At 73.5% G+C, this 22,871-nt stretch carries 33 protein-coding genes; 16 read left to right on the top strand and 17 right to left on the bottom strand.

Features of this window, described 5'->3' with window-relative positions; genetic code table 11:
* Positions 1–91 precede the first annotated feature (91 nt).
* From ACN27C_RS30330 to ACN27C_RS30320, 3 genes are all read left to right on the top strand, one after another.
* Complete coding sequence (locus ACN27C_RS30330; protein ID WP_421500190.1) at positions 92–985, top strand: sulfotransferase domain-containing protein; 894 nt, start codon at positions 92–94, stop codon at positions 983–985.
* Positions 986–1,012: 27 nt separating this feature from the next.
* A complete protein-coding gene (locus tag ACN27C_RS30325; RefSeq protein ID WP_244933408.1) occupies positions 1,013–1,525 on the top strand; it encodes a hypothetical protein in 513 nt (170 codons plus the stop codon).
* Positions 1,526–1,589: 64 nt separating this feature from the next.
* Positions 1,590–2,300, top strand: coding sequence for a helix-turn-helix domain-containing protein (locus ACN27C_RS30320; RefSeq protein WP_422749682.1), 711 nt, complete (start codon positions 1,590–1,592; stop codon positions 2,298–2,300).
* On the opposite strand, the gene ACN27C_RS30315 is transcribed toward ACN27C_RS30320, so the two are convergent.
* Together ACN27C_RS30315 and ACN27C_RS30310 are read right to left on the bottom strand one after the other, a co-directional pair.
* Positions 2,282–2,860, bottom strand: coding sequence for a dihydrofolate reductase family protein (locus ACN27C_RS30315; protein ID WP_422749680.1), 579 nt, complete (start codon positions 2,858–2,860; stop codon positions 2,282–2,284). The genes ACN27C_RS30320 and ACN27C_RS30315 overlap by 19 nt on opposite strands.
* 55 nt (positions 2,861–2,915) lie before the next feature.
* Positions 2,916–3,380: a rhodanese-like domain-containing protein gene (locus ACN27C_RS30310; protein ID WP_422749678.1), complete on the bottom strand. Its 465-nt coding sequence runs from the start codon at positions 3,378–3,380 to the stop codon at positions 2,916–2,918.
* 62 nt (positions 3,381–3,442) lie between these two features.
* Here ACN27C_RS30310 and ftrA point away from each other — a divergent pair, with 62 nt between their 5' ends.
* The gene (ftrA, locus tag ACN27C_RS30305) at positions 3,443–4,444 is read left to right on the top strand and encodes a transcriptional regulator FtrA (RefSeq protein ID WP_120570795.1); all 1,002 of its coding nucleotides are present in this window, start codon (positions 3,443–3,445) and stop codon (positions 4,442–4,444) included.
* On the opposite strand, the gene ACN27C_RS30300 is transcribed toward ftrA, so the two are convergent.
* Genes ACN27C_RS30300 through ACN27C_RS30290 form a run of 3 tightly spaced genes read right to left on the bottom strand, consistent with a single transcriptional unit; the run spans position 4,411 to position 5,562 of the window.
* A complete protein-coding gene (locus ACN27C_RS30300) occupies positions 4,411–4,779 on the bottom strand; it encodes a nuclear transport factor 2 family protein (protein WP_120570794.1) in 369 nt (122 codons plus the stop codon). The two genes, ftrA and ACN27C_RS30300, sit on opposite strands and share 34 nt — an antisense overlap.
* Positions 4,757–5,233: an SRPBCC family protein gene (locus tag ACN27C_RS30295; protein ID WP_252450142.1), complete on the bottom strand. Its 477-nt coding sequence runs from the start codon at positions 5,231–5,233 to the stop codon at positions 4,757–4,759. Before ACN27C_RS30295 ends, ACN27C_RS30300 begins: the two co-directional genes overlap by 23 nt.
* Entirely contained in the window at positions 5,230–5,562 is a 333-nt protein-coding gene (locus ACN27C_RS30290; protein WP_120570792.1) for an ArsR/SmtB family transcription factor, read from the bottom strand. Before ACN27C_RS30290 ends, ACN27C_RS30295 begins: the two co-directional genes overlap by 4 nt.
* Before the next feature lie 214 nt (positions 5,563–5,776).
* Here ACN27C_RS30290 and ACN27C_RS30285 point away from each other — a divergent pair, with 214 nt between their 5' ends.
* On the top strand, positions 5,777–6,499 hold the full coding sequence (locus tag ACN27C_RS30285) for a hypothetical protein (protein ID WP_393378575.1): 723 nt from the start codon (positions 5,777–5,779) through the stop codon (positions 6,497–6,499).
* Here the strand turns inward: ACN27C_RS30285 and ACN27C_RS30280 are convergent.
* Both ACN27C_RS30280 and ACN27C_RS30275 read right to left on the bottom strand, forming a co-directional pair.
* Positions 6,496–7,065, bottom strand: coding sequence for a hypothetical protein (locus ACN27C_RS30280; protein WP_120570790.1), 570 nt, complete (start codon positions 7,063–7,065; stop codon positions 6,496–6,498). The two genes, ACN27C_RS30285 and ACN27C_RS30280, sit on opposite strands and share 4 nt — an antisense overlap.
* Positions 7,066–7,082: 17 nt before the next feature.
* On the bottom strand, positions 7,083–8,168 hold the full coding sequence (locus ACN27C_RS30275; protein WP_357899140.1) for a zinc-dependent alcohol dehydrogenase: 1,086 nt from the start codon (positions 8,166–8,168) through the stop codon (positions 7,083–7,085).
* Between the two features lie 216 nt (positions 8,169–8,384).
* Here ACN27C_RS30275 and ACN27C_RS30270 point away from each other — a divergent pair, with 216 nt between their 5' ends.
* A complete protein-coding gene (locus tag ACN27C_RS30270; protein ID WP_364805268.1) occupies positions 8,385–9,338 on the top strand; it encodes an FAD-dependent oxidoreductase in 954 nt (317 codons plus the stop codon).
* A 12-nt stretch (positions 9,339–9,350) separates the two neighbouring features.
* Here ACN27C_RS30270 and ACN27C_RS30265 read toward each other — a convergent pair whose 3' ends face one another.
* Positions 9,351–9,776, bottom strand: a complete 426-nt coding sequence (locus ACN27C_RS30265; protein ID WP_091423431.1) for an iron chaperone — start codon at positions 9,774–9,776, stop codon at positions 9,351–9,353.
* Positions 9,777–9,920: 144 nt separating this feature from the next.
* Here ACN27C_RS30265 and ACN27C_RS30260 point away from each other — a divergent pair, with 144 nt between their 5' ends.
* The gene (locus ACN27C_RS30260) at positions 9,921–10,658 is read left to right on the top strand and encodes a VOC family protein (RefSeq protein ID WP_422749673.1); all 738 of its coding nucleotides are present in this window, start codon (positions 9,921–9,923) and stop codon (positions 10,656–10,658) included.
* A 48-nt stretch (positions 10,659–10,706) separates the two neighbouring features.
* On the opposite strand, the gene ACN27C_RS30255 is transcribed toward ACN27C_RS30260, so the two are convergent.
* Positions 10,707–11,069 carry a hypothetical protein gene (locus ACN27C_RS30255; RefSeq protein WP_043325166.1) on the bottom strand — a complete coding sequence of 121 codons (363 nt, stop codon included), beginning with the start codon at positions 11,067–11,069 and terminating at the stop codon, positions 10,707–10,709.
* A gap of 160 nt (positions 11,070–11,229) precedes the next feature.
* Between ACN27C_RS30255 and ACN27C_RS30250 the strand changes: the two genes are divergently transcribed.
* Together ACN27C_RS30250 and ACN27C_RS30245 are read left to right on the top strand one after the other, a co-directional pair.
* On the top strand, positions 11,230–11,844 hold the full coding sequence (locus tag ACN27C_RS30250) for a dihydrofolate reductase family protein (RefSeq protein ID WP_120570786.1): 615 nt from the start codon (positions 11,230–11,232) through the stop codon (positions 11,842–11,844).
* A gap of 47 nt (positions 11,845–11,891) precedes the next feature.
* A complete protein-coding gene (locus ACN27C_RS30245) occupies positions 11,892–12,785 on the top strand; it encodes a hypothetical protein (RefSeq protein WP_422749670.1) in 894 nt (297 codons plus the stop codon).
* Between the two features lie 2 nt (positions 12,786–12,787).
* Here the strand turns inward: ACN27C_RS30245 and ACN27C_RS30240 are convergent, their stop codons facing one another.
* Genes ACN27C_RS30240 through ACN27C_RS30215 form a run of 6 tightly spaced genes read right to left on the bottom strand, consistent with a single transcriptional unit; the run spans position 12,788 to position 15,620 of the window.
* Positions 12,788–13,324, bottom strand: coding sequence for an SUKH-4 family immunity protein (locus ACN27C_RS30240; protein WP_120570784.1), 537 nt, complete (start codon positions 13,322–13,324; stop codon positions 12,788–12,790).
* Positions 13,321–13,866, bottom strand: coding sequence for a hypothetical protein (locus ACN27C_RS30235; RefSeq protein ID WP_422749668.1), 546 nt, complete (start codon positions 13,864–13,866; stop codon positions 13,321–13,323). The genes ACN27C_RS30240 and ACN27C_RS30235 overlap by 4 nt, the downstream gene beginning before the upstream one ends.
* Positions 13,863–14,390, bottom strand: coding sequence for an endonuclease (locus ACN27C_RS30230; protein ID WP_120570782.1), 528 nt, complete (start codon positions 14,388–14,390; stop codon positions 13,863–13,865). Before ACN27C_RS30230 ends, ACN27C_RS30235 begins: the two co-directional genes overlap by 4 nt.
* Positions 14,383–14,877: a hypothetical protein gene (locus ACN27C_RS30225; protein ID WP_350815300.1), complete on the bottom strand. Its 495-nt coding sequence runs from the start codon at positions 14,875–14,877 to the stop codon at positions 14,383–14,385. The genes ACN27C_RS30230 and ACN27C_RS30225 overlap by 8 nt, the downstream gene beginning before the upstream one ends.
* Positions 14,878–14,880: 3 nt before the next feature.
* Complete coding sequence (locus ACN27C_RS30220) at positions 14,881–15,210, bottom strand: hypothetical protein (RefSeq protein ID WP_091423449.1); 330 nt, start codon at positions 15,208–15,210, stop codon at positions 14,881–14,883.
* On the bottom strand, positions 15,207–15,620 hold the full coding sequence (locus ACN27C_RS30215; protein ID WP_422749665.1) for a YbaB/EbfC family nucleoid-associated protein: 414 nt from the start codon (positions 15,618–15,620) through the stop codon (positions 15,207–15,209). Before ACN27C_RS30215 ends, ACN27C_RS30220 begins: the two co-directional genes overlap by 4 nt.
* A gap of 178 nt (positions 15,621–15,798) precedes the next feature.
* On the opposite strand from ACN27C_RS30215, the gene ACN27C_RS30210 reads away from it, so the two are divergent.
* From ACN27C_RS30210 to surE, 6 genes are all read left to right on the top strand, one after another.
* Positions 15,799–16,413: an RNA polymerase sigma factor gene (locus ACN27C_RS30210; protein WP_120570779.1), complete on the top strand. Its 615-nt coding sequence runs from the start codon at positions 15,799–15,801 to the stop codon at positions 16,411–16,413.
* Positions 16,406–17,317: a CU044_5270 family protein gene (locus ACN27C_RS30205; RefSeq protein WP_422749663.1), complete on the top strand. Its 912-nt coding sequence runs from the start codon at positions 16,406–16,408 to the stop codon at positions 17,315–17,317. The genes ACN27C_RS30210 and ACN27C_RS30205 overlap by 8 nt, the downstream gene beginning before the upstream one ends.
* Before the next feature lie 70 nt (positions 17,318–17,387).
* Complete coding sequence (locus ACN27C_RS30200; protein ID WP_422749661.1) at positions 17,388–18,341, top strand: FAD-dependent oxidoreductase; 954 nt, start codon at positions 17,388–17,390, stop codon at positions 18,339–18,341.
* Between the two features lie 206 nt (positions 18,342–18,547).
* Entirely contained in the window at positions 18,548–18,760 is a 213-nt protein-coding gene (locus ACN27C_RS30195; protein ID WP_120570776.1) for a hypothetical protein, read from the top strand.
* 42 nt (positions 18,761–18,802) lie between these two features.
* Positions 18,803–19,744, top strand: coding sequence for a 1-phosphofructokinase family hexose kinase (locus tag ACN27C_RS30190; RefSeq protein WP_422749659.1), 942 nt, complete (start codon positions 18,803–18,805; stop codon positions 19,742–19,744).
* Positions 19,734–20,564 carry a 5'/3'-nucleotidase SurE gene (surE, locus tag ACN27C_RS30185; RefSeq protein ID WP_422749657.1) on the top strand — a complete coding sequence of 277 codons (831 nt, stop codon included), beginning with the start codon at positions 19,734–19,736 and terminating at the stop codon, positions 20,562–20,564. The genes ACN27C_RS30190 and surE overlap by 11 nt, the downstream gene beginning before the upstream one ends.
* Before the next feature lie 52 nt (positions 20,565–20,616).
* On the opposite strand, the gene ACN27C_RS30180 is transcribed toward surE, so the two are convergent.
* The gene (locus ACN27C_RS30180; RefSeq protein WP_120570774.1) at positions 20,617–20,844 is read right to left on the bottom strand and encodes a hypothetical protein; all 228 of its coding nucleotides are present in this window, start codon (positions 20,842–20,844) and stop codon (positions 20,617–20,619) included.
* A 68-nt stretch (positions 20,845–20,912) separates the two neighbouring features.
* Positions 20,913–21,740: an alpha/beta fold hydrolase gene (locus tag ACN27C_RS30175; RefSeq protein ID WP_422749655.1), complete on the bottom strand. Its 828-nt coding sequence runs from the start codon at positions 21,738–21,740 to the stop codon at positions 20,913–20,915.
* Between the two features lie 96 nt (positions 21,741–21,836).
* Between ACN27C_RS30175 and ACN27C_RS30170 the strand changes: the two genes are divergently transcribed.
* Positions 21,837–22,871: a sigma-70 family RNA polymerase sigma factor gene (locus ACN27C_RS30170; protein WP_120570773.1), complete on the top strand. Its 1,035-nt coding sequence runs from the start codon at positions 21,837–21,839 to the stop codon at positions 22,869–22,871.

Below are 22,871 nucleotides of genomic sequence, written 5' to 3'. Positions count from 1 at the left end.
GAGCAGGCGAGGTCTGCGGACTTCACCTGCGTGACGTGCGGAAAGGTGTTCGTGCTGCCCCTGCTCCGCGGGGTCCGGATGAGGTTGGGAAATGATTAATCGGGCCGTCGAATTCGCCAAGCACAATTCGCCGAATTCTCTGCGGGTCAAGGCCCGGCGGGCGCAGATGGAAGCGCGCAACGCCCGTATGCGACTCACCGTTCCGGTGGTGGCCCAAAGCGAGTTCGACAACATCTTCCACTGCACCGTCCGCAAGACCGGCAGCCAGTGGATCAAGGCGTTGTTCAGCGACCCGGCCGTCTACCGCCACAGCGGGCTGCTGCCCTACGACCCGCGCTTCTACTCCGGCGGCGCGACCGCGCCGGTGCCGGCCGGCCGCATCGGCCTGGCGATCTTCCTCTCCCACAAGCGGTTCGAGGCGGTGCCCAAGGCCGGCGGCTACCGCGCGTTCTTCGTGATCCGCGACCCGCGCGACGTGGTCGTGTCCAGCTACTTCTCGCTGCGCAACTCGCACGCCCCGATGGGCGACATCCCGCAGGCGCGCAAGGCCCTCCAGGAACTGCCGAAGAAGGAGGGCATGCTCTACGTCATCGACCGCCTGCGCGACAAGAAGCAGTTCGGGCAGATGCGGTCCTGGGCGGTCGCGCCGAGCGACGAGACGTTCCGGCTGTTCCGCTACGAGGATCTGACCGGCGAGCGGCAGGCCGACGAGGTCGACCAGCTCCTGCGGCATTGCGGCATCACGCTGCCCCCGGCCGAGCTGGAGGCCCTGCTGGCCCGCTACAGCTTCACCAGGATGAAGAAGTCGAAGGAGACGCCCGGGCGGATCTCCCACTACCGCAAGGGCGCGTCCGGCGACTGGCGCAACCACTTCGACGACGACATCTACGCCGCGTACACGAAGGCGGCCGGTGACCTCGCGGAGATCCTCGGCTACCCCGCCCGGGACGACGAGCGGAACGGGCAGGAATCCGCCGCACGGTAGTGCGGGACACAGGACCGGGGGAGAAGAATGCCGGACCGGGAGATGATCGTTGCTTCCCTGGGAACCGCCGGGGTGGAGGTGGTCGACTTCCACTGGGACTCCGCCGGGCTCCCGGCCTCGGCGGCCTGGATGCTCTCCGCGTGCTCGACCGAGGACGGCAGGGAGGATGTCGAGTTCATGTTCGACGACTCCTGCCTGATCGAGGGCGCCAACGCGGCGTGGTGGGACTTCGCGTACAGGGGCCGGTTGTTCGACGAAGAGGGGTGCTTTCTCGTCTCGGTCGGGCCGGTCGACGGAGAGCCGTCAGCGAGGCCGCACTGGGCCCGGGTGCGGCTGCGCGACGAATGGGACGTCATCGGCAAGGGCGTGGACCAGGGTGTGCTGGGAGGCCCTTCGGGACGACCTGGCTTCGTCATGGCGGCGCTGGACGAGCGTGTGCTCGTCGGCGCGACCACCTGGAACGGATTCATCAGCGTCATGAGGCTGGCAGATCCGACGACGGCCGAGCCGATCCGCCGGGCGATGGGTTTGCGGGACTGAGCCGGACCGGCCGTTCCCCGGGCGCCCGACCACTCGTGCCCCGTGGCCGCCGTATGCTCCTGCCGTGGAGCTGCGGTTCACCACCCGGACGTCCGACTCGGACTGGATCGACACCGTGTGGACCTGCACCAGCGATCGGGTCGACGAGATGACGTCGGTGGCGACCCCGTGCTGGGGGCTGGTGTTCTGGCAGCGCGACGGGCGCTCGTACGCGGCCGTCTCCGGCCCCGAGATTGCGACCGGCACCGCGCCGGTGCCCGAGGGCGCCACGTTCGTCGGCATCGAGTTCGCGGTGGGCACCTCGCTGCGGCTCGTATCCACGCCCGCGCTGGTCGACGGCGGCGCCGAGCTGCCCGACGTGAGCCGCCGCACGTTCCGGCTCGACGGCGGCCGGTGGCCCACACCCGGCCCGGACGACGCCGAGGCCCTGGTCGACCGGCTGGTCCGTGCCGGTGCGGTGGTCCGCGACCCGCTCGTCACCGAGACGCTGCGCGGCGGCCGCCCACCGGCCTCACCCCGTACCCTCGAACGCCGGTTCCGCGCCGCGACCGGCCTGACCCGGGGCGCGGTGCGGCAGATCGACCGCGCGCGCCGCGCCGCCGTGCTGCTGGCCGCCGGCGGCCCGCCCGCCGACGCGGTCACCACCTTCGGGTACGTGGACGAACCGCACCTGGCCCGCGCGCTGCGCCGGTACGTCGGACGGACGGCCGGTGAGCTGCGCGCGGGCGCCGGTGGTGCGATAGCGCTGGACCCGGCTCAGCGGGTCACGTCGTAGATCAGCTTGACCACGCCGTTGGGGTAGGCGGCGGAGTCGCGCAGACGCAGCGTCTGCCGGTCCCGGTCGGCCTGGCTGAACAGGCTCTTGCCGGCGCCGAGCAGCACCGGGAAGACGAGCAGGTGGTACCTGTCGATCAGGTCCGCCTCGGCGAGACGGCGGGCGAGTTCCGCGCTGCCGTGGATGAAGACGTCGCCGCCGTCGCCCTGCTTGAGCGCGGCCACGTCGGCGGTGCTCCGCAGGACCGTCGTCGGCCCCCAGCCGTCGACCAGGGCGTCCTCGGGCAGACTGGACGGCACCACGTACTTCGGCAGGTCCCGGTAGGCGGCGTGGTCCTCGGAGTCGCGCCAGGTCGGCGCGAACGCCTCGTAGCTGCGCCGGCCGAACATCAGCGCCGTGGTCTGCGCCAGTTCCTCGCCCTTGAGCGAGAACGCCTCCGGCAGGAACTCGACGTCCTTGACGACCCAGCCGCCGCTGCGGTGCTCCTCGCCCGGGCCGCCGCCGGGGGAGTCCACGACGCCGTCGAGCGACATGAATCCGGTGTACACAAGATCACGCATGCGGGCCATGCTAGGAACGGCCGCCATCTGCTGTCTTGTACGGAACCGACACGCCTCAGCAGCCGCACGAGACGCCGGCCGGGGCGGTGAGGTCGTCGGCGGGCCGCCGGACGAGCCCCGCCCCGGTGCGCACCGGGAAACCCTCCCGCACCCAGTACTCGTACCCGCCGATCATCTCCTTGACCGGCCGGCCGAGCCGGGCGAACTCCAGCGCCGCGCGGGTGGCGCCGTTGCAGCCCGGCCCCCAGCAGTAGGTGACCACCGTGGCGTCCGGCGGGACCAGCTCGCCCGCCCGCGCGGCGACCTCGGCGGTGGGCAGGTGCACGGCGCCGGGGATGTGCCCCTGCCGCCACGCCGGAAGGGAGCGCGAGTCGACCACGACCAGGCCGGGGACGCCCGCCTCCAGGTCGGCGTGCACGTCGCTCACGTCGGCCTCGAACGAGAAGCGGGCCGCGAAGTGGGCGAGGGCGTCGGCGGGGCGGGCGGCGGGAATGCGCAGGACGTTCGACATGGCACCCATCGTGGTGGCCGCCGTCCGGCCGCTCCAGTGGCGCGAGCGACGCCCTTCGCTAAGATCCCGCCATGAACCGCGCCACCGTGTCGGTGCTGGCGTACGAGGGCATGTCGGTGTTCGAGACCGGCATCGTCACCGAGGTCTTCGGCCTGCCCCGCCCCGAGTTCGACGTGCCCTGGTACGAGCTGACCGTCTGCGCGGAGACCCCCGGCACGGTGCGGCTGGTCGGCGGCGCCACCCTGCACACCGGCCACGGCCTCGACGCGTTCGCCGCCGCCGGCACGCTGATCGTGCCCGGGGTCGCCGACGTGCACGCCGACCCGACACCGGCGCTCACCGGCGCGCTCCGTGCGGCCCACCGGCGCGGCGCCCGGATCGTGTCGATCTGCTCGGGCGCGTTCGCGCTGGCCGGCGCCGGCCTGCTCGACGGCCGCCGGGCCACCACCCACTGGCGGTACGCCGACCTGCTCGCCCGGCGCCACCCGGCGGTACGCGTCGACCCGGACGTGCTCTACGTCGACGACGGCGACATCCTCACCAGCGCCGGCAGCGCGGCCGGTCTCGACCTCTGCGTCCACCTGGTACGCCGCGACCACGGCCCGACGATCGCCAACGCGGTCGCCCGCCGGCTGGTCGTACCGCCGCACCGCGAGGGCGGCCAGGCGCAGTTCATCGAGTCGCCGGTGCCCGGCGACCCGGAGGACGGCCGGCTCGCCGCGAGCATGTCCTGGGCGCTGGCGAACCTCGGCACCCCGATCACAGTCGACCGGCTGGCGCGGCAGGCCCACATGTCGGCGCGTACCTACCTGCGGCACTTCGCGCGGGCCACCGGCACCACACCGATCCGGTGGCTGATCGACCGGCGCGTCCAGGCCAGCCTGCCGCTGCTGGAGACGACCACCGTGCCGATCGATGAGGTCGCCACGACCGTCGGTTTCGAGACGGCTGTGACGTTCCGGCACCACTTCACCGCCGCGATGCGGACCTCGCCGTCGGCGTACCGCCGGGCCTTCACCCGGCCCGGCGGCCGCCGCGCTCACGACCCGGCGGCCCCCAGCGGTACGACGTAGGAGTCGACGCGGGCGATGAGCCCGTCCCGGAACGTGAACAGGTCGTTGAAGGCGAACCGGAACGGCCCGTGCTCGACGCTGACGCCCCGGCCCTCGCCGGTCACCACGACGACCGGCCCGTCCTCGTGCACGCGCTCGACGTCGAGCCGCGGGCTGCCGGTGAACGCCGGATTCTCGATCTCGCCGTCGAACTCCGCCCGGCCCCGCGTGGTCCGGTGGCCGTGGATGACCCACTCGACGTCGTCGGTGAGCGTGGCGAGGATGCGTGCGTGGTCACCGGCCCGGAAGCCGGCGAAGTATTCGGCGACCAGGTCACGCTGGGTTGCTCGGGTCACTGTCGTCTCCATCGTCGTGGTGTCGGAGGTGCGCGGCGAGGGCGTCGAGGATCGAGGCGAGCCCGTCGGCGGCCTGGTCGGTGCGCAACTCGGGCGGGAGCTTGCGCTGGTGCACGGTGAGGTCGGTGCCGTCTCCGGCGGGCCGCAGCGTGACGGTCGTGCGCAGCCCGGTGACCGGCTCGTCGAACACCAGCTCACGTGGCCTGTCGACGCTCACGTAGACGAACCGCAGCCGTCCGGTCCGGCCGTCCGGCGCGCGCGTGTCGAGCGCGAACTCGCCGCCCGGTCGCAGGTCGACAGTCACCGACGCCCGCGGCACCGTGGCGTGTGAGCCGCCCCAGAACGCGGCGATGCCCGCCGGCGAGGTGAAGGCCATCCACACCCGGTCCGGCCCGGCCGGTAGGTGACGCCGGGCGATCAGCTCGTCGCCGTGCCGCTCGGTACGGGCCCTCACCGGGTCGCCTCCGGTCCGGCGAGGTGGTCTTCGAGCGCGTCGAGACGGTCGTCCCAGGCGCGGCGCTGCTCGTCGATCCACGTACTCAGCCGGGTGAGCCGGTCGACGCGCAGCCGGCAGGGCCGCCGCGTGCCCTCCCGTCGTTGCTCGACCAGGCCACACCGGCGCAGCACGCCGACGTGGTGGGAGATGGCCTGCGGCGTCAGGTCGAACGGCTCACCGAGCTCGCCGACTGTGGCCTCACCCCGGGCGAGGCGGGTCACCAGGGCGCGGCGGACCGGGTCGCCGAGGGCGGCGAACGCGAGGTCGAGGTCCGGATCGGAGCGCATGACCCGCACGCTATCGCAAACACACGTTTGTGCAAACAAGTATTTGCGTATTGCTGGTCAGGCGGGTGGCCTCCGCGCCGGAACGTGGCACGGGGTGTCGGCGTTGGGGAAGCAGGGACGGGAGCGGCCGTTTCGGGCGGCGTGGCATCGGGAACGTCGTCGGGACGGGCACGGGACGGAGGTCGACGTGAGGACACCGGGTCGCCGTAGGCGGATGCTTGGCGTACCCCTGCTCGTCACCGCGCTGCTGGCCGGCGCGTGTGGCGACGGCGGTGAGAACGACGGCGGCGGCGACGCGGGGCCGGGCGCGACCTCGGCGGCCCCGGCGCCCACGGCCGTCACGCCGTCGGCGTCGCAGTCGTCCGGCGGGCGCGTGACGATTCCGACGTCCGCCTTCGCCGACCTGCCGCCGGAACTGCGCAAGTCCGGCGCGCAACCGATGGAGGTCACCGACGCGCTGCCCGGGTTGTGCGACCAGGAGTTCCGCAGCGGCGGACGGTCGGTCACCGCGAGCGCCGCCATGATGAGCGCCTACAAGCAGCCGAAGGACCCGCCGGAGAACGTCCCCTACGGCACGCTGCACCAGACCGTCTTCGCCTTCGAGGGCACCGGCGCGGCCGACTACCTGCGCCGGGTCCGCGGCGCGGTGGCGGACTGCCGGTCGTTCCAGGCCTCGGGCGGCACCGTCACCGTCCGGTCCCAGCCGATGGCCGGGACCGGGGACGAGGCCCTGCTGGTCACCGTGAGCCGGCCGGCGACCGGCCTGGACGGCAGCCCGGCCGAGGGCCGGACCACCAGCCAGATCCTCGTGATCCGGGTCGCCGACGCGGTCACTGTCGTGCACGACCAGGGCTGGGAGGGCACCAGCAACGACCCCGGCCTGGCCGACGACGTCGCCCGGGCCGCGGTCCGCGGCCTCGACTCCTGGCAGCGCTAACGACGGCGGCGCGCCACCCGGCGTACGAGCAGGAAGGCGACGCCTCCGGCCAGCACCCAGGGCGCGGCGACCACGACCGGGTCGAGCGGGTGGTGCACGCGGTCGACCCGGTTGCCGCGCCGCGACGACAGCCCGTGGTGGGTGAACTCGCTGCGTACGCCCGTCTCGGCCACCGGGTTGTCCGGGTGACGGCTGAACAGCGACCCCAGCCTGCTCTCCGCGGTGTCGACCCGGTCGGCGGCGAGCAGCAGCAGCCAGTGCGCCGCGCGGCCCTCGCTGAACCGGCGGTACGAGTAGCGGCGGATCACGCCGGAGAGCCCCTTGGGCGGGCACGAGGTGCCGAAGACCGGGGTGAGGAACCTGTGCTCGATCGACCGCTCGCGCGGCCACTTCTCCGGCTGCCGCTCGGGGAACTCCCAGTGCGCGCCGGTGATCTCCGGGGCGAAGCGCTCCTTCGGTACGGCGGGCCGGTCGGCCGGGTCGAGGTCGGCGCCCCACCCGGGGATACGGGCACGCAGCTCGTCCGGGGACTCGGCGAGTTTCGGCTTGTCCGGCGTGTACGGCATGGTCGGCTCCGGTCCTCTCAGGCGGCGTTCGGGACGATGAGCGGCTTGATGCAGCCGTCGAGCTTGGCGGAGAAGATGTGGTACGCCTCGGCGACGTGCTCCAGCGGGATCCGGTGGGTCACGATGTCGCTGGGCTTGAGGTAGCCGTTGCGGATGTGCTCGAACAGGCGCGGCCACTGCCGCTTCACCGGGCACTGGTTCGTCCGCAGCGTGAGCCCCTTGTTCATCGCGTCGCCGAACTTCACCGCGCTGAACATCGGCCCGTACGCGCCCATCACCGAGATCGTGCCGCCCTTGCGTACCGAGTCGATGGCCCAGTTCAGCGCCACCGGCGAGCCGCCCTGCAACTTCAGCTTCGCCGCGGTGACGTGCTGCAGCAGGTTGCCGTCCGCCTCCGCGCCGACCGCGTCGATGGCCACGTCCGCGCCCAGGTGGTCGGTGATCTTCTTCATGTGCACGACGATGTCGTCGTACTCGGCGAAGTTGTACGTCTCGGCGTGGGCGAAGGAGGCGGCCTTCTCCAGCCGGTAGTCGAGGTGGTCGATGACGATGACCCGGCCGGCGCCCATCAGCCACGCCGACTTGGCGGCGTACAGGCCGACCGGCCCGGCGCCGAACACCACCACCACGTCACCCTCGGCGATGTCGCCGAGCTGCGCCCCGAAGTAGCCGGTGGCGAGCGCGTCGGTGAGCAGCACCGCGTCGTCGTCGTCCATCCACTCCGGAATCGGGCTCGGCCCGACGTCGGCGAACGGCACCCGGACGTACTCGGCCTGGCCGCCGTCGTAGCCGCCGCAGGTGTGCGAGTAGCCGTAGATGCCGCCCACGGCTGTGGCGTTCGGGTTCACGTTGTGGCAGTTGCTGTAGAGGCCCCGGGCGCAGAAGAAGCACGACCCGCAGTACACGTTGAAGGGCACCATCACCCGGTCGCCGGGCTTGAGGTTGCGCACCGACGGCCCGACCTCGTCGACCACGCCGACGAACTCGTGACCGAACGTCATCCCGACCCGGGTGTCCGGCATCATCCCGTGATAGAGATGCAGGTCGGAGCCGCAGATGGCGGCCCGTGTCACCCGCACGATCGCGTCGTTGGGATGCTCCACGACGGGCCGGTCCTTCTCCTGTACCCGCACCCGGTACGGACCGCGGTAGACCATTGCTCGCACTCGACGCCTCCCGGATGCCCGTGCCCTGTTCGACTCGCCCCGGATCGTCCGGAGCACTGGGAGGGCTACCCCCGACGACGAGGGACAAACGGGAGCGGGGTCACCGGGCAGAATGGGTGGGCGGCCACAGCCGTGACGCGATGGGAGTCCGCCATGACCGCACGTCCGGACGTCGTCGTCCTCGGAGCCGGCGTGAGCGGCCTCAGCACCGGCATCCGGCTGGTCGAGAGCGGCGCCCGGGTGCTCGTCCGCACCGCGGCGCCGCCCGCGCACACGACGTCGGCGCTGGCCGGGGCGATGGTCGGCCCCAATCTGTCCCCACCCGGCGACCCGCAGCGCGCCTGGACCGACGAGACGCTGCGGGTGCTCGGCGCCGAGCCGCTGCCGGGCGTGGCGTGGCGCGACGGCACGCTCGCCGCCCGGCCGGAAGGGGCGACGCCCCCGTTCGCCGACCAGGCGCCGGGCTTCCGGCAGTTGGGCGACGACGAGCGCCCCGCCGGCTTCGGCACCGCGTTCGCCGTCCGGCTGCCGCTGGTCGACATGCCGGTCTACCTCGCGTACCTCCTGGAGCGCTTCCGCGACGCCGGCGGTGAGGTGCGGGTCGCGCCGGCGGGCTCGCTCGACGAGGCGGCGACGTCGGCCCCGGTGGTGGTCAACTGCGCCGGGCTGGCGGCGCGGACGCTGACCGGCGACACCGGCCTGCACCCGGTGCGCGGCCCCCGGATCGTGGTGCGCAACCCCGGCCTGGACCGGTTCTTCATGGAGGCGCCGATGGCGCCGACATGGGCGTCGATCTTCCCGCACGGCGACCACGTGGTGCTCGGCGGCGGCCAGCGACGCAGCGACGACACCACCCCCGATCCGGCCGAGGAGGCCGACGTCCTCGCCCGGTGCGTCGCGATCGAACCCGCCCTGGCCGCCGCCGAGATCCTCGAACACCGCGTCGGGTTGCGCCCCGGCCGGGCGGCGCCGCGCGTGGAGGCCGAGCGGCGCGGTGACGCGCTCGTCGTGCACAACTACGGCCACGCGGGCAACGGCGTGATGCTGTCCTGGGGCTGCGCCCGCGACGCCGCGGCGCTCGCCCTCGGCGCGGCGCCCGCCGCCTGACGGGGCCGCCGGTCAGGAGACGGCGGCCCGCACCAGCTCGGTGATCCTCTTCTCCACCTCCGGGCTCCACTTCACCAGCGCGAACGACGCCGGCCACATGTCGCCGTCGTCGAGCTTCGCCGCCTCCTGGAAGCCCAGCGTCGAGTAGCGGTACTTGAACTTCCCCGCGTCCTGGAAGAAGACGACGATCTTGCCGGCCGCGTCGGCGTACGCGGGCATGCCGTACCAGGTCTTCGGCGCCAGCTCCGGCGCGGCGGAGGTGATGGTCATGTGCACGCGCTCGGCCAGCTCGCGGTCCTCCGGCGCCATCTGCGCGATCCGGTCGAGCACGGCCTGGAGGTCGTCGGCCTTCTTGGCGCCCTTCTTGCCCTCGGCGCGCAACTCGGCCGCGCGCTCCTTCATCGCGGCGCGTTCCTCGGCGCTGAAACCGTCGGACATCTCGATTCCCCCTCGTGGCTCGCGGTCCGCGTGGTGCCGACCGCCCGAGGACCACGCTATGGCGCGGCGGTCACGGTGCGCTTCTCGATTCCTGATCACCTGCCGGGACCACGCCGGCACGGCCCACGCCCTAGCATCGCGGCCATGGCAACCCGGCTCGTACAGATCAACATGAAGGCCCACGACGAGATCACGCTCGGTGACTTCTGGGCGAAGGTGCTCGGCTGGGAGATCTCCAGCGAGGCCCCCGGCGTGACGAACCTCGAACCCGAGGGCTTCACCTACCCGGACCCCCGCTTCCTCTACGTCGACCTCGTCGTCTCCTCCGAGCCGAAGACGGCGAAGAACCGCGTCCACGTCGACCTCGCGACCACCTCGGCCGCGCACCACGCGGAGGTGGTCGCGCGCCTGACCGCGCTCGGCGCCACGCCCGCCGACGTGGGTCAGGGCGACGTGCCGTGGACGGTCCTGGCCGACCCGGAGGGCAACGAGTTCTGCGTACGGGAGCCGGACCCGCGGCACGCGGACACCGGGCCGATCGCCGAGGTGGTGGTCGACTGCGTCGACCCGGGCGCCATGGCCGGCTTCTGGAGCCGGGCCACCGACTGGACCGTGCACGAGGTGACCGACCGGCAGGCGGTGCTGCGCTCCGCCAAGGGCGTCGGGCCGTACCTGCGGTTCGCCCGCAGCACCGACGCGAAGACCGGCTGGAACCGCGTCCACCTCGACGTCCGCCCCTACCCGGGCGACGACCTGGACGCCGAGGAGGCCCGGCTGCTGGCGCTCGGTGCCACCGCCGCCGACGTGGGTGGGGCCGACATCCACTGGCGGGTGCTCGTCGACCCGGAGGGCAACGAGTTCTGCCTGCTCACCCCGGGCTGAGCCGCGGACCGCGGCGCCGGGCGGGCGCGACCGCCTGCCCGGCGCCGGTCAGGCCGGCCGGTTCTCCGCCCGGAACTCGTGGACCACCTCGATCGGCCCGACGATGTGCCGGTTGAACTCGTCGAGCTCCTCGGCCGGCACCCACAGCTCCAGGATGTCCCGGCCACCCACCTGCCGGACCGGGTAGCGGGCGGCGAACGCGCGCTCGACGTGGAAGCGCGTCACGTAGCCGGCGCCGGACGCCGGCACGTTCCAGTCCCGGGCGATCATGACCGCGTACTGCTCGTTGAGCACCGGGTAGAAGATCGGCTGGTCCGGCAGCCGCGGCGGCCAGGCCCGCCAGCCGGAGGCGCGGACGAGGTCGAGCTCCCGTGGGCCGGTCGGGCGCCACAGCGTCGTCGTCTCCGTCATCACGTACCCCCTTCTGCCACGGTCGTGGCACGGTACCGGCGGCGCGCCGCGACCGGCCATCGGGTTTCGGCCGCAGAATCGACAGCGGGTGCGATGAGTTCGCGAAGCCTCGGCGGTCCACCCGTCGACATCCCCAGACAGACAGGTAGGGAGCACCGCGATGGCCACTGTCATCTCCACGTTGTTCATCTCGGCCGACGGTGTCGCCGAGATCGACCCCGACTGGCACTTCCCGTACTTCGACGACAACATGGGCCGCGCCGTCGGCGAGGACTACGACACCTCCGACGTGCTGCTGATCGGCCGGGAGACGTACGACAGCTTCGCCGGCGCCTGGCCGGACCGGGAGGCCGCCGGCGGTGAGGACGCGCCGTTCGCCAAGCAGCTCGGCGACATGCGCAAGGTCGTCGTCTCGCGCCAGCCGCTGGAGTTCTCCTGGCGCAACTCCGAGCTGATCCAGGGTGACCTGGTGGACGCCGTGCGCGCGCTCAAGGCCGACGCCGGCATCAAGGGCATCCTCATCCCCGGGTCGATCTCGGTGGTGCAGCAACTGCTCGCCGCGGGCCTGGTGGACGAGCTGCGGCTGCTGGTGCACCCGGTCGCCGCCCGCAAGGGCCGCCGGCTGTTCGACGAGGGCGACGCGCCGTACCACCTGCGGGTGGCCGCGACCGAGGCGTACCCGACCGGCGTGATCCGGGTGATCTACACCCCGGCGCCGGCGCCGGGCGCGGTCGGCTACGACGACGTCAAGGACCAGGTGCCGGCCGGGAGCTGACGATCACGGGGCCGCGGCGGGCCGGTGTGTCGTGAAAGGATCCGCCGGTGCGTCGCGCTCCGCTGCTGCTGATCCTCGCGGCGGTGTCCGCCGTCGCCCACGTCGTCGGCGTCCTGGTGGCCGCCCCGCTCTGGCGCGGCGCCGAGGTGCTGAGCCTGGCGCTGCTGCTCGGCTACGCCGTCGCCGCCGGACTGCCGGCCCCGCGCTGGGCGGTGCCGGCGGCGCTCGTACCGCTGGTCGTGGACGCGGTCCGCACCATGCCGGCCGAGCCGGGCGCCGGGGACGCCGCCTGGTTGGTGTACGGCGGCCCCGGCAGCGGCTTCGACGTCACGGCCGGATTCGACGCGGCGTTCGCCGGGAGCTGGGCGGCGCTGGTCGCGGTGGCGGTGCTGCTGGTCGCGTTCCGGGGCCGTGGACGGCGCCGGCACCTGATCGCCGCGGCGGTCGCCGCCGCGCCCGTCGTCGGGTACGCGGCCGTCCGGGTCGCCGACGTCGGCTCTGCCGTGGCCGCGAGCACCCGGGTCGTGGAGATCCGCACCGAGACCACGCTGACCCGGGTGGACGGCCCGGGGTACGACCAGGCCGACGTCGTGCCCGCGCTCGTCCTCGCGGTGCTGCCGCCGCTGGCGCTCGCACTCGCCGCGCTGGCGCTCGCCGCGCTGCTGGCCGGGCGGGGCCGGCGGCTCGCCGCGACCGGGGCGGCACTGCTGGCGGTGCTCGCGCTGCCGCTGCTCGACGCGGCGCTGGCCGCGGTGCCGCATCCGTTGGACGCCGACGGCACCGCGCTGTTCGCCTGGTACGCCATCACACCCACCGCGGCGATGCCGCAGCCGGTGGCGGCGCTGACGGCGGCGGTGGAGCTGACCGCGTACCTGCTGCTCGTCGCGGGCCTGACCCGTTCGCGCCGTGCGGCGGTGCCCGCACCGGCGGCGGCCGGCTGATGTCAGGCGGTCGACTCCAGCTCGTCGAAGGCCATGTTCCACCACGACTCCGGATCCGCGAACGCGACCGGGTCGACCGGGCGCAGGTCGTCGCGGATCGCCGCCGCGCGCGCGGCCCGCTCCCGCCCGCCCGGGTCGGTGGCGATGAGCTGCCCGAGCCGGTAGAGGAACTCCACGAACGCGGCGAACGTGCTGTTCACCGTCTCCAGGTTCGGTGTCTCCAAATCCAGCAGGATCACCGCGCCGGTGCCCGCGTCCAGGCAGAACAGCAACGCCGGGTCCTCCGGGGAGGCGCCCAGCACGACGTACGGGCGGGGGCCCTGGTCGCCCAGCTCGATCGACAGCGTGGAGAACAGCTCGACGTCGGGTACCGAGACGTCGACCGTGAACAGGATCGGCACCTCGACCGGCAGCGCCCCGTCGGGCGGGAACACCTCCGGCCCGAGCGGCCCGAGGATCGCGTCGAAACGCTGGTCGGGGAAGTAGATGACGCCCCGCTCACCCCAGAGTGCGGTGAGCTGCTCCCGGGTGACGGTCACGGCTGCGCCTCGTCCTCGTCCACGTCGTCCGACTCGTCGAGCAGGCCCTGCCGGTCCAGGAACGCGTACCATCCGTCGTCGTCGGTGACCAGCTCGGCGTAGCCGGGGCCGAGCACGTAGTAGTGCACGAACGAGTCGAGGTCTGGCGCCAGCTCCTCGAACGCGTCGCCCATGAACCACTCGGTGCCGGTCGGCGGGAAGTACCAGACCGCGCCGGTCGCCCGCTCCAGGAAGATCGGCTCGTCGCTGCGGGCGCCGACGACCAGCCAGCCGGTCTTGTCCTGCGGGATCGGGGAGAAGTCGGGCGCGTAGTCGAGGAAGTACTGCACGCCCGCGAGCCGGCCGGCCGAGGCCAGCTCGAACGCGCCGGCCCGCAGGCCGTCGGCGGCGAGCAGCAGGTCGCGCAGGCACGCCGGCAGGTCCGCCGGCACGTCACCGGCGTCGGCCGGGTCGCCGATCTGCCCGTACGCGAGACTGGCCGGCTCGTCGGCGGCCAGGTCGGCGCGGAGTTCGGCGAGAAGCTGCGCGAGATCGGAAGTCAATCCACTACCTCTATTCGGATCGGGGTTCCGTCCGGCAGATTCTGGATCTGCCCCCAGATCTGGGAGCCGATGTCCGTGTTGGTTCTACCATGCAGCAGCTTGAGGTTGTCGACGGTGTCCGGCCCGCCGAGCTGCAGTTCCCACACGTGGTCGGGATGGTAGTCGCTGAGCCGTTGACTGAGCCGGTTGGCGAGGTCCTTGTCGTGCGGCCAGTACTTGTCCCAGATCTTTTGCCGGATCCGGTCCTTGTATCCGTCGGTGATGCTCTTGTCGCGCTGCACCGGGTTGGTGGCCTTGTAGAGCTTGCCGGAGTCGCTGAGCTTCTTCAGCGCGGCCATCTTGCGCCGGAACTGGGCGGTGGCGTGGAAGTCCCGGCGCTCCACCCGCACGACCTTCGTGGGCAGGCTGTGGTTGGGCCCGGTGACCCGGACGATCGGCTTCTCCAGCTTCTCGACCGCCTTGCGGACGATCTTGCCGGCCGCCGGTTTCGCGGCGGCGCCCCGGCCGCGTTTCGGGCTAGGCATCGAGCAGTCTTCCGATGACCTGGTCGATCAGCGCGCCGACGATCTCCCGGGTGATGATCTGGAAGATCGGGATCTCGGCCAGCGAGGCGCCGAACGTGACCACGGCCGTGGCGATGGCCTGGGCGACCTGGAACGCGAGGATGGCGAGCTGCACGATCACCGCGATCTTCAGCGCCAGCACGATCGCCGCGCAGATGATCAGCCCGGCGCCGAGGAGCATGGCCGCGGGCATGCTGTCGTGCAGCACCAGCGGCCCGTTCTGCTCGCCGCCCCACCACTTCTGGAACGCGGCGATCGCCGGGCCGACGTTCTGCGTCCAGACCTGCGCGGCCGCCGCGTCCGCCTCGCCGGCCGCCGCCCCGATCCGGCCGCCGAACTCGAGCCACGCCTGGCCCATCTCGAAGAGCTTCTCCTCGTCGGCCTGCGGCCAGGTGTAGCCGATCCAGCCGAGCGCGGTGATCAGCTCACCGGGTAGTTGCAGTCCCACGGCTCACCCCAGCCCGCCGGCCAGCGAGCGCATGGTGCCCGCGCCGTCCTCGTCGACCCGCTCGTACGCGTCGGCCATCCCGGTGATGTCGGCGCCCGCCGAGGTGAACTCGTCGGCCGCCATGCCGACGCAGTCGAAGATGTAGTTCGCCACCTCGGTGTAGGCGATGCCGATCAGCGAGCCGATGTCGTCGGCGCCCCACGGTTCGCCGTAGCCCTGCATCCGCGCCTCGAACGCCTCCAGCTCGCCGTTGAACCGCTTGGCGAGGTCGGTGACGCCGCGCCCGGCGGCCCGGATCAGCGGCGGGTGCACCTCGAAGCCGTCGCCGCTCATCGCTGCCCGCCGCGCGCCAGCCGCTCCTGCGCCTCGGTGAGCGCGTCGAGGAACGACCCGAGCCGGGGTACGGCGGTGTCCCGCACCTCCTGCAACTGCTCCCGCAACTGCGACATGTCCGCGACCTGTGGCGCCGGGCCGGTCCGCAGCCCGTCGATCGCCGCGTTCACGGCGGTGACGACGTGCGCGGTCAGCTCCTCGGAGCCGAGCCGCATCAGCCGCGGCTCGACGTGCAGCGACTGGAGCTTGCCGTCGCGCCCCATCTCGGCGCGTACCTGCCCGTTGGCGGCCTCGCCTACCGCCGGCGTCTCCGCCTCCTCCGCCGGCGGCGGACCGACCGTCCGAAGTGCCGCCATCGTCGCGTCGAGCATGCGGGTGAAGTCGCCGCTCATCGAAGGATCCGCACTCATGAGACCTCCCCAAGGCCAAACGCCACGAGCGTAACCGAGAGGGACAAAGCGATTCCGCCCCGTACGACCGCACGGTCCACGACGGACCGCCCGACCGGCCTACCGTCACGGGCGTGAACCGTCCGGACGCGAGCAGCGGACAACAGGTGACACGTCCCCACTCGCCGAAAGGCCGCGCATGAGAAGACTGAGACGGGCGAAGGATGTCGACGTCGGCGCGCTCACCGACGCCGAGGTCGTCGCCCGGTCCGTGCGGGAGCCGGAGACCTTCGCCGCGATCTTCGACCGGCACGCGCCGCACATCCACCGCTACCTGGCGCGCCGCCTCGGCTCCGCGGCCGCTGACGACCTGGTCGCGGAGACGTTCCTCGCCGCGTTCCGGCGCCGGGACCGGTACGACACCGGCTGCCCGAGCGCCCGCCCCTGGCTGTACGGGATCGCCACGAACCTCGTCGCCCAGCAGCGGCGCACCGAGGAACGGGAGTACCGGCTGCGGCAGGCGTACCACCCGGCGACGTCCGAGGCGTCCCCCGCCGACCGGGTAGCCGCCGAGGTGACCGCGCGGTCGCTGCGCCGGCACCTGCTGGACGCGCTGGCCGGGCTCGCCGACGGGGACCGCGACGTGCTGCTGCTCGTCGCCTGGGAGGACCTGACGTACGAGGAGGTCGCCGCCGCGCTGGCCATCCCGGTCGGCACCGTGCGGTCCCGGCTGAACCGGGCGCGCCGGCTGCTGCGGGAACGGCTCGGCGGCGAACCGGCCGACACCATCGAGGAGGTACTGAGCAATGGATGAGATGAGACTGCTCCAGCGGCTCGGCGACGAGACCGAGCTGCCGGCCGGCGAACGACTCGGCGCCGCGCGTACCCGGTTGGTCGGCGCGCTGACCGCGACGGAGGCCGCGCCGGTTCGGAGGGCGCGACGGCCGGCCTGGCGGCTGGTCCTCGCCGGCGTCGCGACGGCGTCGGTGGCGGCGTCGCTCGCGGCGGTGCTGGTGCTGGCGCCGGACCGGATCGGCGGCAGCGCGCCGGCCGCCCGGGCCGACGCCCGGCAGGTGCTGCGCGACGCGGCGGCGGCGGCGTTGCGGCTGCCGGACGTCGAGCCCCGGCCCGACCAGTTCGTCTACACGCGCTCGCAGGGCGGCGCGGAGCTGCGGGAGAGCTGGGCGTCGGTGGACGGGACCAGGGACGGCCTGGTCGTCGAGTACCCGCCGGGCGGCCGACAGGAATACGTGCTCCCCGGCTGCCGGGACGGCCGCGCGAAGGGGTACAAGGGTCAGCAGCTCATGCCGGGCACCGAGCCGTGCGTGCCGGAGCCCGCCTACGATCCCGCCGTGCCCACCGACGCCACCGCGATGCGCGCCTACCTGGACAAGCACCGCAGCGGCGAGCCCGGTGACGTCAACGCCGCCGCCAAGGACGTGCTGTTCCTGCTCAACGACTCGTACCTGAGGCCACGGTCGCGGGCCGCGCTGTTCGAGGCCGCCGCCGCGACGCCGGGCCTGAAGGTGGTGGAGAAGGCCACCGACGGTGCGGGCCGCTCCGGTGTGGGCGTCAGCTGGTCCTCCCCGGGGAACCCGGCCCTGATGGTGATGGTGTTCGACCCGCGGACGTACGCGTTCCTCGGCGTGGGCGGGGAGGCGGGCACGTCCGCGGTGCTGTCCGTCGCGGTCGTTGACCGGGTCGGCCAGAAGGGCTGAAGCCCGCCGGGCGGGTCGCCTCCCTGGGCGGCCCGCCCGCTCCGGTCGTGCGTCCGGGGCCTGCGCCATCATGGGCGTCATGACGAAGGCGGACGTGGTGGTGGTCGGCGGCGGGGTGATCGGGATGACGACAGCGCTCACGCTCCAGCGGCGGGGCGCACACGTCACCGTGCTGACCGCCCACGACCCCGCCGACACGGTGTCGACGGTGGCCGCCGCGGTCTGGTACCCGAGCCACACCGAGGAGGATCCCCGGGTGCTGCGCTGGGCCCGGGACACCCACGCCGAGCTGCGCCGCCAAGCGGCCGACGGCGTGCCGGGGGTGGTCGACCGGCCCACCCGGATGTGGCTGCGCCACCGCTACGCCGGGCCGCCCTGGTGGGCCGACGCCTGCGGCGATCTGACGGCCGAGCCGGCGGTGCCGCCGTACACCGCGCTGCTGCGGTTCACCGCCCCGTCGGTGGAGATGACCGGCTATCTCACCTGGCTGCGGCAGCGCCTGGAGGCCGGCGGCGGGCGGGTCGTCCGTCGCGCGCTGGGCACGCTCGCCGAGGCGTACGAGTTCGCGCCGGTCGTGGTGAACGCGACCGGCCTGGCCGCCGGCCGCCTCGCCGCCGACCCGGCCGTGTACCCGGCGCGCGGGCACGTCCTGCTGGTGGCGAACCCGGGCCTGACCGTCTCGGTCCGCGACGAGGACGACCCGGCAGGCATCACGTACGTGCACCCGCGCCGCCACGACGTGGTGCTCGGCGGCACCTACGAGGCGGGGGTGGGACACACCCGCCCCGACCCGGAGGAGGCGGCGGCGATCCGGCGCCGGTGTGTGGCGCTGGTGCCGCAGCTCGCGGACGCGCCGGTGCTGGGGGAGCGGATCGGGCTGCGCCCGGCCCGGCACGGCGGCCCCCGGGTCGAGGTGGACGCGGCGGACCGGCGGCTGGTGCACGCGTACGGGCACGGCGGCGCGGGGGTGACGCTGTCCTGGGGCTGCGCCGCCGAGGTCGCCGATCTCGCCCTGGGTGTCTGACCGTCGCGGCGCGGGCGGCCCCCCGCCGGAGCGCGCGGGCGGGACGCGAGTGACCTGCCGCTCCGGCGCGGGCTGGCCGCTGACTGACCAGGAGCAGCGCGGCGTGGACCGGTCAGGAATCGAGAAGCGTCGCGCGGGCGGGCGGACCTAGCGTTTCCGGCACGGGCCTCCCACCGGGGCGGCCACCGGGGAAAGGTCGTCGACCCATGGACACGCGCATCCGTCAGCTGCACCGCTGGTTCTCCATCGCCTTCACCGTGACCGTCGTGGTCACGTTCGTGGCGCTGGCCCAGAAGGACCCGATCGTGTGGGTCTCCTACGTGCCGCTGCTCCCGCTCGCCCTGCTCCTGATCAGCGGCCTCTACCTGTTCGCGCTGCCGTACCTGCGGCGCCGCCGCGCCGCCGCACGTCCGCGCTGACCAGGGGGATTACCGGGGCCGGTCAGCGGGCAACACTGGCGGATGGACCAGAAGGTGATGGTGTTCGCCCCGGCCCCGCTGTTGACGGTGACCATCGAGCAGCAGGGCGAGGCGACCGAGCTGCATCTGCACCCGGGCGGGCAGGGGGTGTGGCAGACCCGGATGATCGCGGCGCTCGGCGTACCGGTCACGATGTGCGTCGGCCTCGGCGGCGAGGTCGGCGACGCGGTCCGCAAGCTGCTCGACGACGAGGACGTCACGGTACGGGTGGTGCGGCGCGAGTCCGGCACCGGCTGGTACGTGCACGACCGGCGCGACGGTGAACGGACCGAGATCGCCGAGCACCCGGGCGCGCCCATGGTGCGGCACGACATCGACGAGCTGTACACGGTGACGCTCACCGAGGGGCTGCGCGCCCCGGTCAGCGTGCTCAGCGGACCGGCCGACCCGGCCGTGGTGGACCCGGACATCTACCGCCGGCTCGCCGCCGACCTGAGCGCCAACGGCGGGACGGTGGTGGCCGACCTGTCCGGGCCGTACCTGGAGGCGGTGCTCGACGGCGGCGTGAGCGTGCTGAAGGTCAGCCACGAGGAGCTGCTCGACGACGGCCTGGCCAAGGACGACAGCGTGGAGGCGCTGCGCGACGCCGGCCGCCGCTGCCAGGAGCGCGGCGCGCGGACGGTGCTGATCAGCCGGGCCGGGGAGCCGGCGCTGGCGCTGCCGGAGGACGGCGAGCCGCTGCTTGTGCACGCCCCGCCGCTGGAGCTGGCCGACCACCGGGGCGCCGGTGACTCGATGACCGCCGGGGTGGCCGCGGTGCTGGCCCGGGGCGGGGACATGCGGGAGGCGCTGCACGTCGGCGCCGCCGCCGGCGCGCTGAACGTGACCCGGCACGGGCTCGGCACCGGCCGGGCCGAGGCGGTACGCGAACTGGCCGGCCGGGTGCGGCTGACCCCGCTGGACGGCGGCGACCATGACGGCTGACCGGCCGCCCCGGGTGCTGGTGACGAACGACGACGGTGTGCACGCCCCCGGCATCCGCGCGCTGGCCCGGGCCGCGTACGAACGAGGGATGGACGTGGTGGTCGCGGCGCCGGAGGCCGAGGCGAGCGGGATGAGCGCGGCGCTGTCGGCGGTGACCGAGGACGGGCGTCTGGTGTTCCGCGAGACCGAGCTGGACGGCCTGCCCGACGTGCCCGCGTACGCGGTGGCCGCCTCACCCGCCTACATCGCGGTGCTGGCCGGGCTGGGTGTGTTCGGGCCGGCGCCGGACCTGCTGCTGTCCGGCATCAACCGGGGCGCGAACGCGGGCCACGCGGTCCTTCACTCCGGCACCGTGGGTGCGGCGCTGACCGCCGGCAACAACGGCATCCGCGCGCTCGCAGTGTCGCTCGACGTGCTCACCGCGGCGGCGGCGAGCGCCGGCAGCGGTGGCGCGGCGATCGCGGTGCTGGACAGCGTGGACGACGAGTCCCGCCACTGGTCGACAGCCGCCGAGCTGGCCGGGACGTTGCTGCCCTGGCTGGCCGGCGCGCACCCGGGCACCGTGCTCAACCTCAACGTGCCCGACCTGCCGGCCGACCGGGTGGCCGGGCTGCGTCAGGCGACGCTGGCCCCGTTCGGTCAGGTGCAGGTGTCGGTCGCCGAGCGCGGTGAGGGCTTCGTGCGTACGGCGGTGGAGGCGAACGCGGTCCGCGCGGTCCCCGGCACCGACATCGCCTGGCTGGCCGACGGGTACGCGGCGGTGACCGCGATCCGGGCGCTCGGGCATCTGCCCGACGTGGAACTGCCGGTCGACGGCTGAGGACGGTTCCGCCCCGCCACAGTCGTACGGATGGCGGGGCGGAACCGGTCGTTCACTCGCCGGCGGCGCGCCGGCGGTCGGCCTCGGCGTCGGCGGCACCCACCGGGGTGCCGTCGCTGTCCCGGTCGGCCCGGGACAGGTCCACGTCGGCGCCGGCCCGGGCGGCGTCGGCGGCCGCGTCGTCGGCGCCGACGACCTCACCGCCGCCGGTCTGTCCGTCGTCGGGGACCAGCTGCCCGGCGGCGGCCAGCCCGATCGGTGCGTACCTGGGGTCGGTCATCTCGTCCTCCTCACCGGTGCTCCTGTGCAAGCGGTACCCCGGTACGGGACGCGGCACACGCGCGGGGGTCAGCGGCCCCGGCCGAGGAAGTCCAGGGTGACCGCGGCGAACAGCGGCGACTGGTCGATGTCGTAGTGGGTCAGGCCCGGCAGGATCGCCAGCGCGTGCCCGCCCGCGGGCCGGCCCTCGCCCGTCCAGCCGCCGTCACGCCGACCGCCGTCGAGCAGCCCGAACACCTCGACGAAGTGGCTCGGCGGGGCCATGTCGGCGTCGGCGGCGACGACGAGCGTCGGCACCCGCAGGGCGCGCACCTGCTCGGTGAAGTCGAAGTCCTTCCGCATCGCCTCGCCGATCTTGTCGAGCAGCCGGGGGAAGTCCTCCGGACGGGGCGCGACCCGCTGGTACAGCTCGTACATCGGGGTGCCCTTCATGTACTCGGCCGCCGCGGCGTTGACCTGGCCCTGCTGCGCCAGCAACTCCGGGTGGACGGCGTCGCGGCGGATGTGCGCGGACGCCGCGACCAGCCGGCCGACCTTCTCCGGGTGCCGGAACGCGGTGTGCAGGGCGACGCCGCCGCCGAGGGAGAAACCGACCACGTCCGGCCGGTCCAGGCCCAGGAGGTCGATCAGCGCGGCGACGTCGTCGGCCATGAGCGCCATGTCGAGCGGCCGGTCCACGTCGGCGGTGCGGCCGTGCCCCTGCAGGTCCACCAGGATCACCTGGTGCTTCGCGGTCAGCGCGGGCAGGATCGGCGCGAACATCTCACCCGAGGTGAGGCCGCCGTGCAGCAGGATCATCGGCCGGCCTTCGCCGTGCGTCTCGTAGTAGAGGTGCACGCCGTTGACGTCGGCGTACCGCCCCGGGGCGTGGGTCTCGTCGCGCTGCGCTGTGGTCATCGGTGCTCCTCGGACGTGGTGACCTGACCACTGTTTGACCGGGCGGGTGGGGCGTACTCATCGGCACGGGCTCGAACGTGCTCGCGTCGACGCAGCATGTGGGCTAGTTTCAGCCAGGTGAGCGAGGTGGCGAGCGTCCCCGTCGAGGCGCAACTCGAGGCGTACCGGTCGGAGCTGACCGGCTACTGCTACCGGATGCTGGGTTCGGCCTTCGAGGCCGAGGACGCGGTGCAGGACACCTTCGTCCGGGCCTGGCGCAACTTCGACAAGTTCGAGGGGCGGTCCGCGCTCCGGACCTGGCTCTACCGGATCGCGACGAACGTCTGCCTCACCATGTCCACCAGCGCGCAGCGCCGGATCCGGCCGATGGACCTCGGTCCGGCGGGCAGCGGCACCGCCACGCACCCCGGTGAGCCGCGCCCGGAGCAGATCTGGCTCGGCCCGGCGCCCGACGACCGGGTGCTGCCCGAGGTCGCCGACCCGGCCGAGGTGGTCGCCGGCCGGGAGTCGGTCCGGCTGGCGTTCGTCGCGGCGTTGCAGCACCTGCCGCCGAAGCAGCGGGCCGTGCTGATCCTGCGCGAGGTGCTGGCCTGGTCGGCCCAGGAGGTCGCCGACCTGCTCGACACGTCGGTGGCGAGCGTCAACAGCGCGCTGCAACGGGCGCGCGCCACGATCGCCTCGGCCGACACCGAGGCCGACGTGCGCCGGCCGCTGGACACCGAGCAGCAGGCGCTGCTCGCCCGCTACGTGCGCGCCTTCGAGGCGTACGACCTGGCGGCGCTCACCGCGCTGCTGCACGAGGACGCGACGCTGTCGATGCCGCCGCTGCCGCTGTGGCTGCGCGGCCCGGAGCACATCGCGGCGTGGATGGCCGGCACCGGCAGCGGCTGCCGCGGCTCCCGCCTGGTGCCGACCGCGGCCAACGGGATGCCGGCGTTCGGGCACTACCGGCGCGACCCCGACGGCTCAGGCCACGTGCCCTGGGCGCTGATCGTGATCGGCGTCTCCGGCGGCCGGATCACGTCGCTCAACAACTTCCTCGACGTCGACCGCCTGTTCCCGCTGTTCGGGCTGCCCGCCCGGCTGGAGGAGGGCGCCGGCCAGCCCGAGCAGGCCGGCCAGCTCGCGTAG

The organism is Micromonospora sp. WMMD1219 (genome assembly GCF_049315215.1).
GTDB classification, from domain to species: domain Bacteria; phylum Actinomycetota; class Actinomycetes; order Mycobacteriales; family Micromonosporaceae; genus Micromonospora; species Micromonospora tulbaghiae.
Note: the sequence above shows the minus strand (reverse complement) of the source record. Positions and strands in the feature narration are given on the sequence as shown.

Coding starts and splice junctions, on each gene's coding strand:
- ACN27C_RS30330 (WP_421500190.1), top strand. CDS start 92: ATGATTAATCGGGCCGTCGAATTCGCCAAGCACAATTCGCCGAATTCT.
- ACN27C_RS30325 (WP_244933408.1), top strand. CDS start 1,013: ATGCCGGACCGGGAGATGATCGTTGCTTCCCTGGGAACCGCCGGGGTG.
- ACN27C_RS30315 (WP_422749680.1), bottom strand. CDS start 2,860: ATGCGTGATCTTGTGTACACCGGATTCATGTCGCTCGACGGCGTCGTG.
- ACN27C_RS30310 (WP_422749678.1), bottom strand. CDS start 3,380: ATGGGTGCCATGTCGAACGTCCTGCGCATTCCCGCCGCCCGCCCCGCC.
- ftrA (WP_120570795.1), top strand. CDS start 3,443: ATGAACCGCGCCACCGTGTCGGTGCTGGCGTACGAGGGCATGTCGGTG.
- ACN27C_RS30290 (WP_120570792.1), bottom strand. CDS start 5,562: ATGCGCTCCGATCCGGACCTCGACCTCGCGTTCGCCGCCCTCGGCGAC.
- ACN27C_RS30285 (WP_393378575.1), top strand. CDS start 5,777: ATGCTTGGCGTACCCCTGCTCGTCACCGCGCTGCTGGCCGGCGCGTGT.
- ACN27C_RS30280 (WP_120570790.1), bottom strand. CDS start 7,065: ATGCCGTACACGCCGGACAAGCCGAAACTCGCCGAGTCCCCGGACGAG.
- ACN27C_RS30270 (WP_364805268.1), top strand. CDS start 8,385: ATGACCGCACGTCCGGACGTCGTCGTCCTCGGAGCCGGCGTGAGCGGC.
- ACN27C_RS30265 (WP_091423431.1), bottom strand. CDS start 9,776: ATGTCCGACGGTTTCAGCGCCGAGGAACGCGCCGCGATGAAGGAGCGC.
- ACN27C_RS30260 (WP_422749673.1), top strand. CDS start 9,921: ATGGCAACCCGGCTCGTACAGATCAACATGAAGGCCCACGACGAGATC.
- ACN27C_RS30255 (WP_043325166.1), bottom strand. CDS start 11,069: ATGACGGAGACGACGACGCTGTGGCGCCCGACCGGCCCACGGGAGCTC.
- ACN27C_RS30250 (WP_120570786.1), top strand. CDS start 11,230: ATGGCCACTGTCATCTCCACGTTGTTCATCTCGGCCGACGGTGTCGCC.
- ACN27C_RS30230 (WP_120570782.1), bottom strand. CDS start 14,390: ATGCCTAGCCCGAAACGCGGCCGGGGCGCCGCCGCGAAACCGGCGGCC.
- ACN27C_RS30220 (WP_091423449.1), bottom strand. CDS start 15,210: ATGAGCGGCGACGGCTTCGAGGTGCACCCGCCGCTGATCCGGGCCGCC.
- ACN27C_RS30215 (WP_422749665.1), bottom strand. CDS start 15,620: ATGAGTGCGGATCCTTCGATGAGCGGCGACTTCACCCGCATGCTCGAC.
- ACN27C_RS30210 (WP_120570779.1), top strand. CDS start 15,799: ATGAGAAGACTGAGACGGGCGAAGGATGTCGACGTCGGCGCGCTCACC.
- ACN27C_RS30205 (WP_422749663.1), top strand. CDS start 16,406: ATGGATGAGATGAGACTGCTCCAGCGGCTCGGCGACGAGACCGAGCTG.
- ACN27C_RS30200 (WP_422749661.1), top strand. CDS start 17,388: ATGGGCGTCATGACGAAGGCGGACGTGGTGGTGGTCGGCGGCGGGGTG.
- ACN27C_RS30195 (WP_120570776.1), top strand. CDS start 18,548: ATGGACACGCGCATCCGTCAGCTGCACCGCTGGTTCTCCATCGCCTTC.
- ACN27C_RS30190 (WP_422749659.1), top strand. CDS start 18,803: ATGGACCAGAAGGTGATGGTGTTCGCCCCGGCCCCGCTGTTGACGGTG.
- surE (WP_422749657.1), top strand. CDS start 19,734: ATGACGGCTGACCGGCCGCCCCGGGTGCTGGTGACGAACGACGACGGT.
- ACN27C_RS30180 (WP_120570774.1), bottom strand. CDS start 20,844: ATGACCGACCCCAGGTACGCACCGATCGGGCTGGCCGCCGCCGGGCAG.
- ACN27C_RS30175 (WP_422749655.1), bottom strand. CDS start 21,740: ATGACCACAGCGCAGCGCGACGAGACCCACGCCCCGGGGCGGTACGCC.
- ACN27C_RS30170 (WP_120570773.1), top strand. CDS start 21,837: ATGTGGGCTAGTTTCAGCCAGGTGAGCGAGGTGGCGAGCGTCCCCGTC.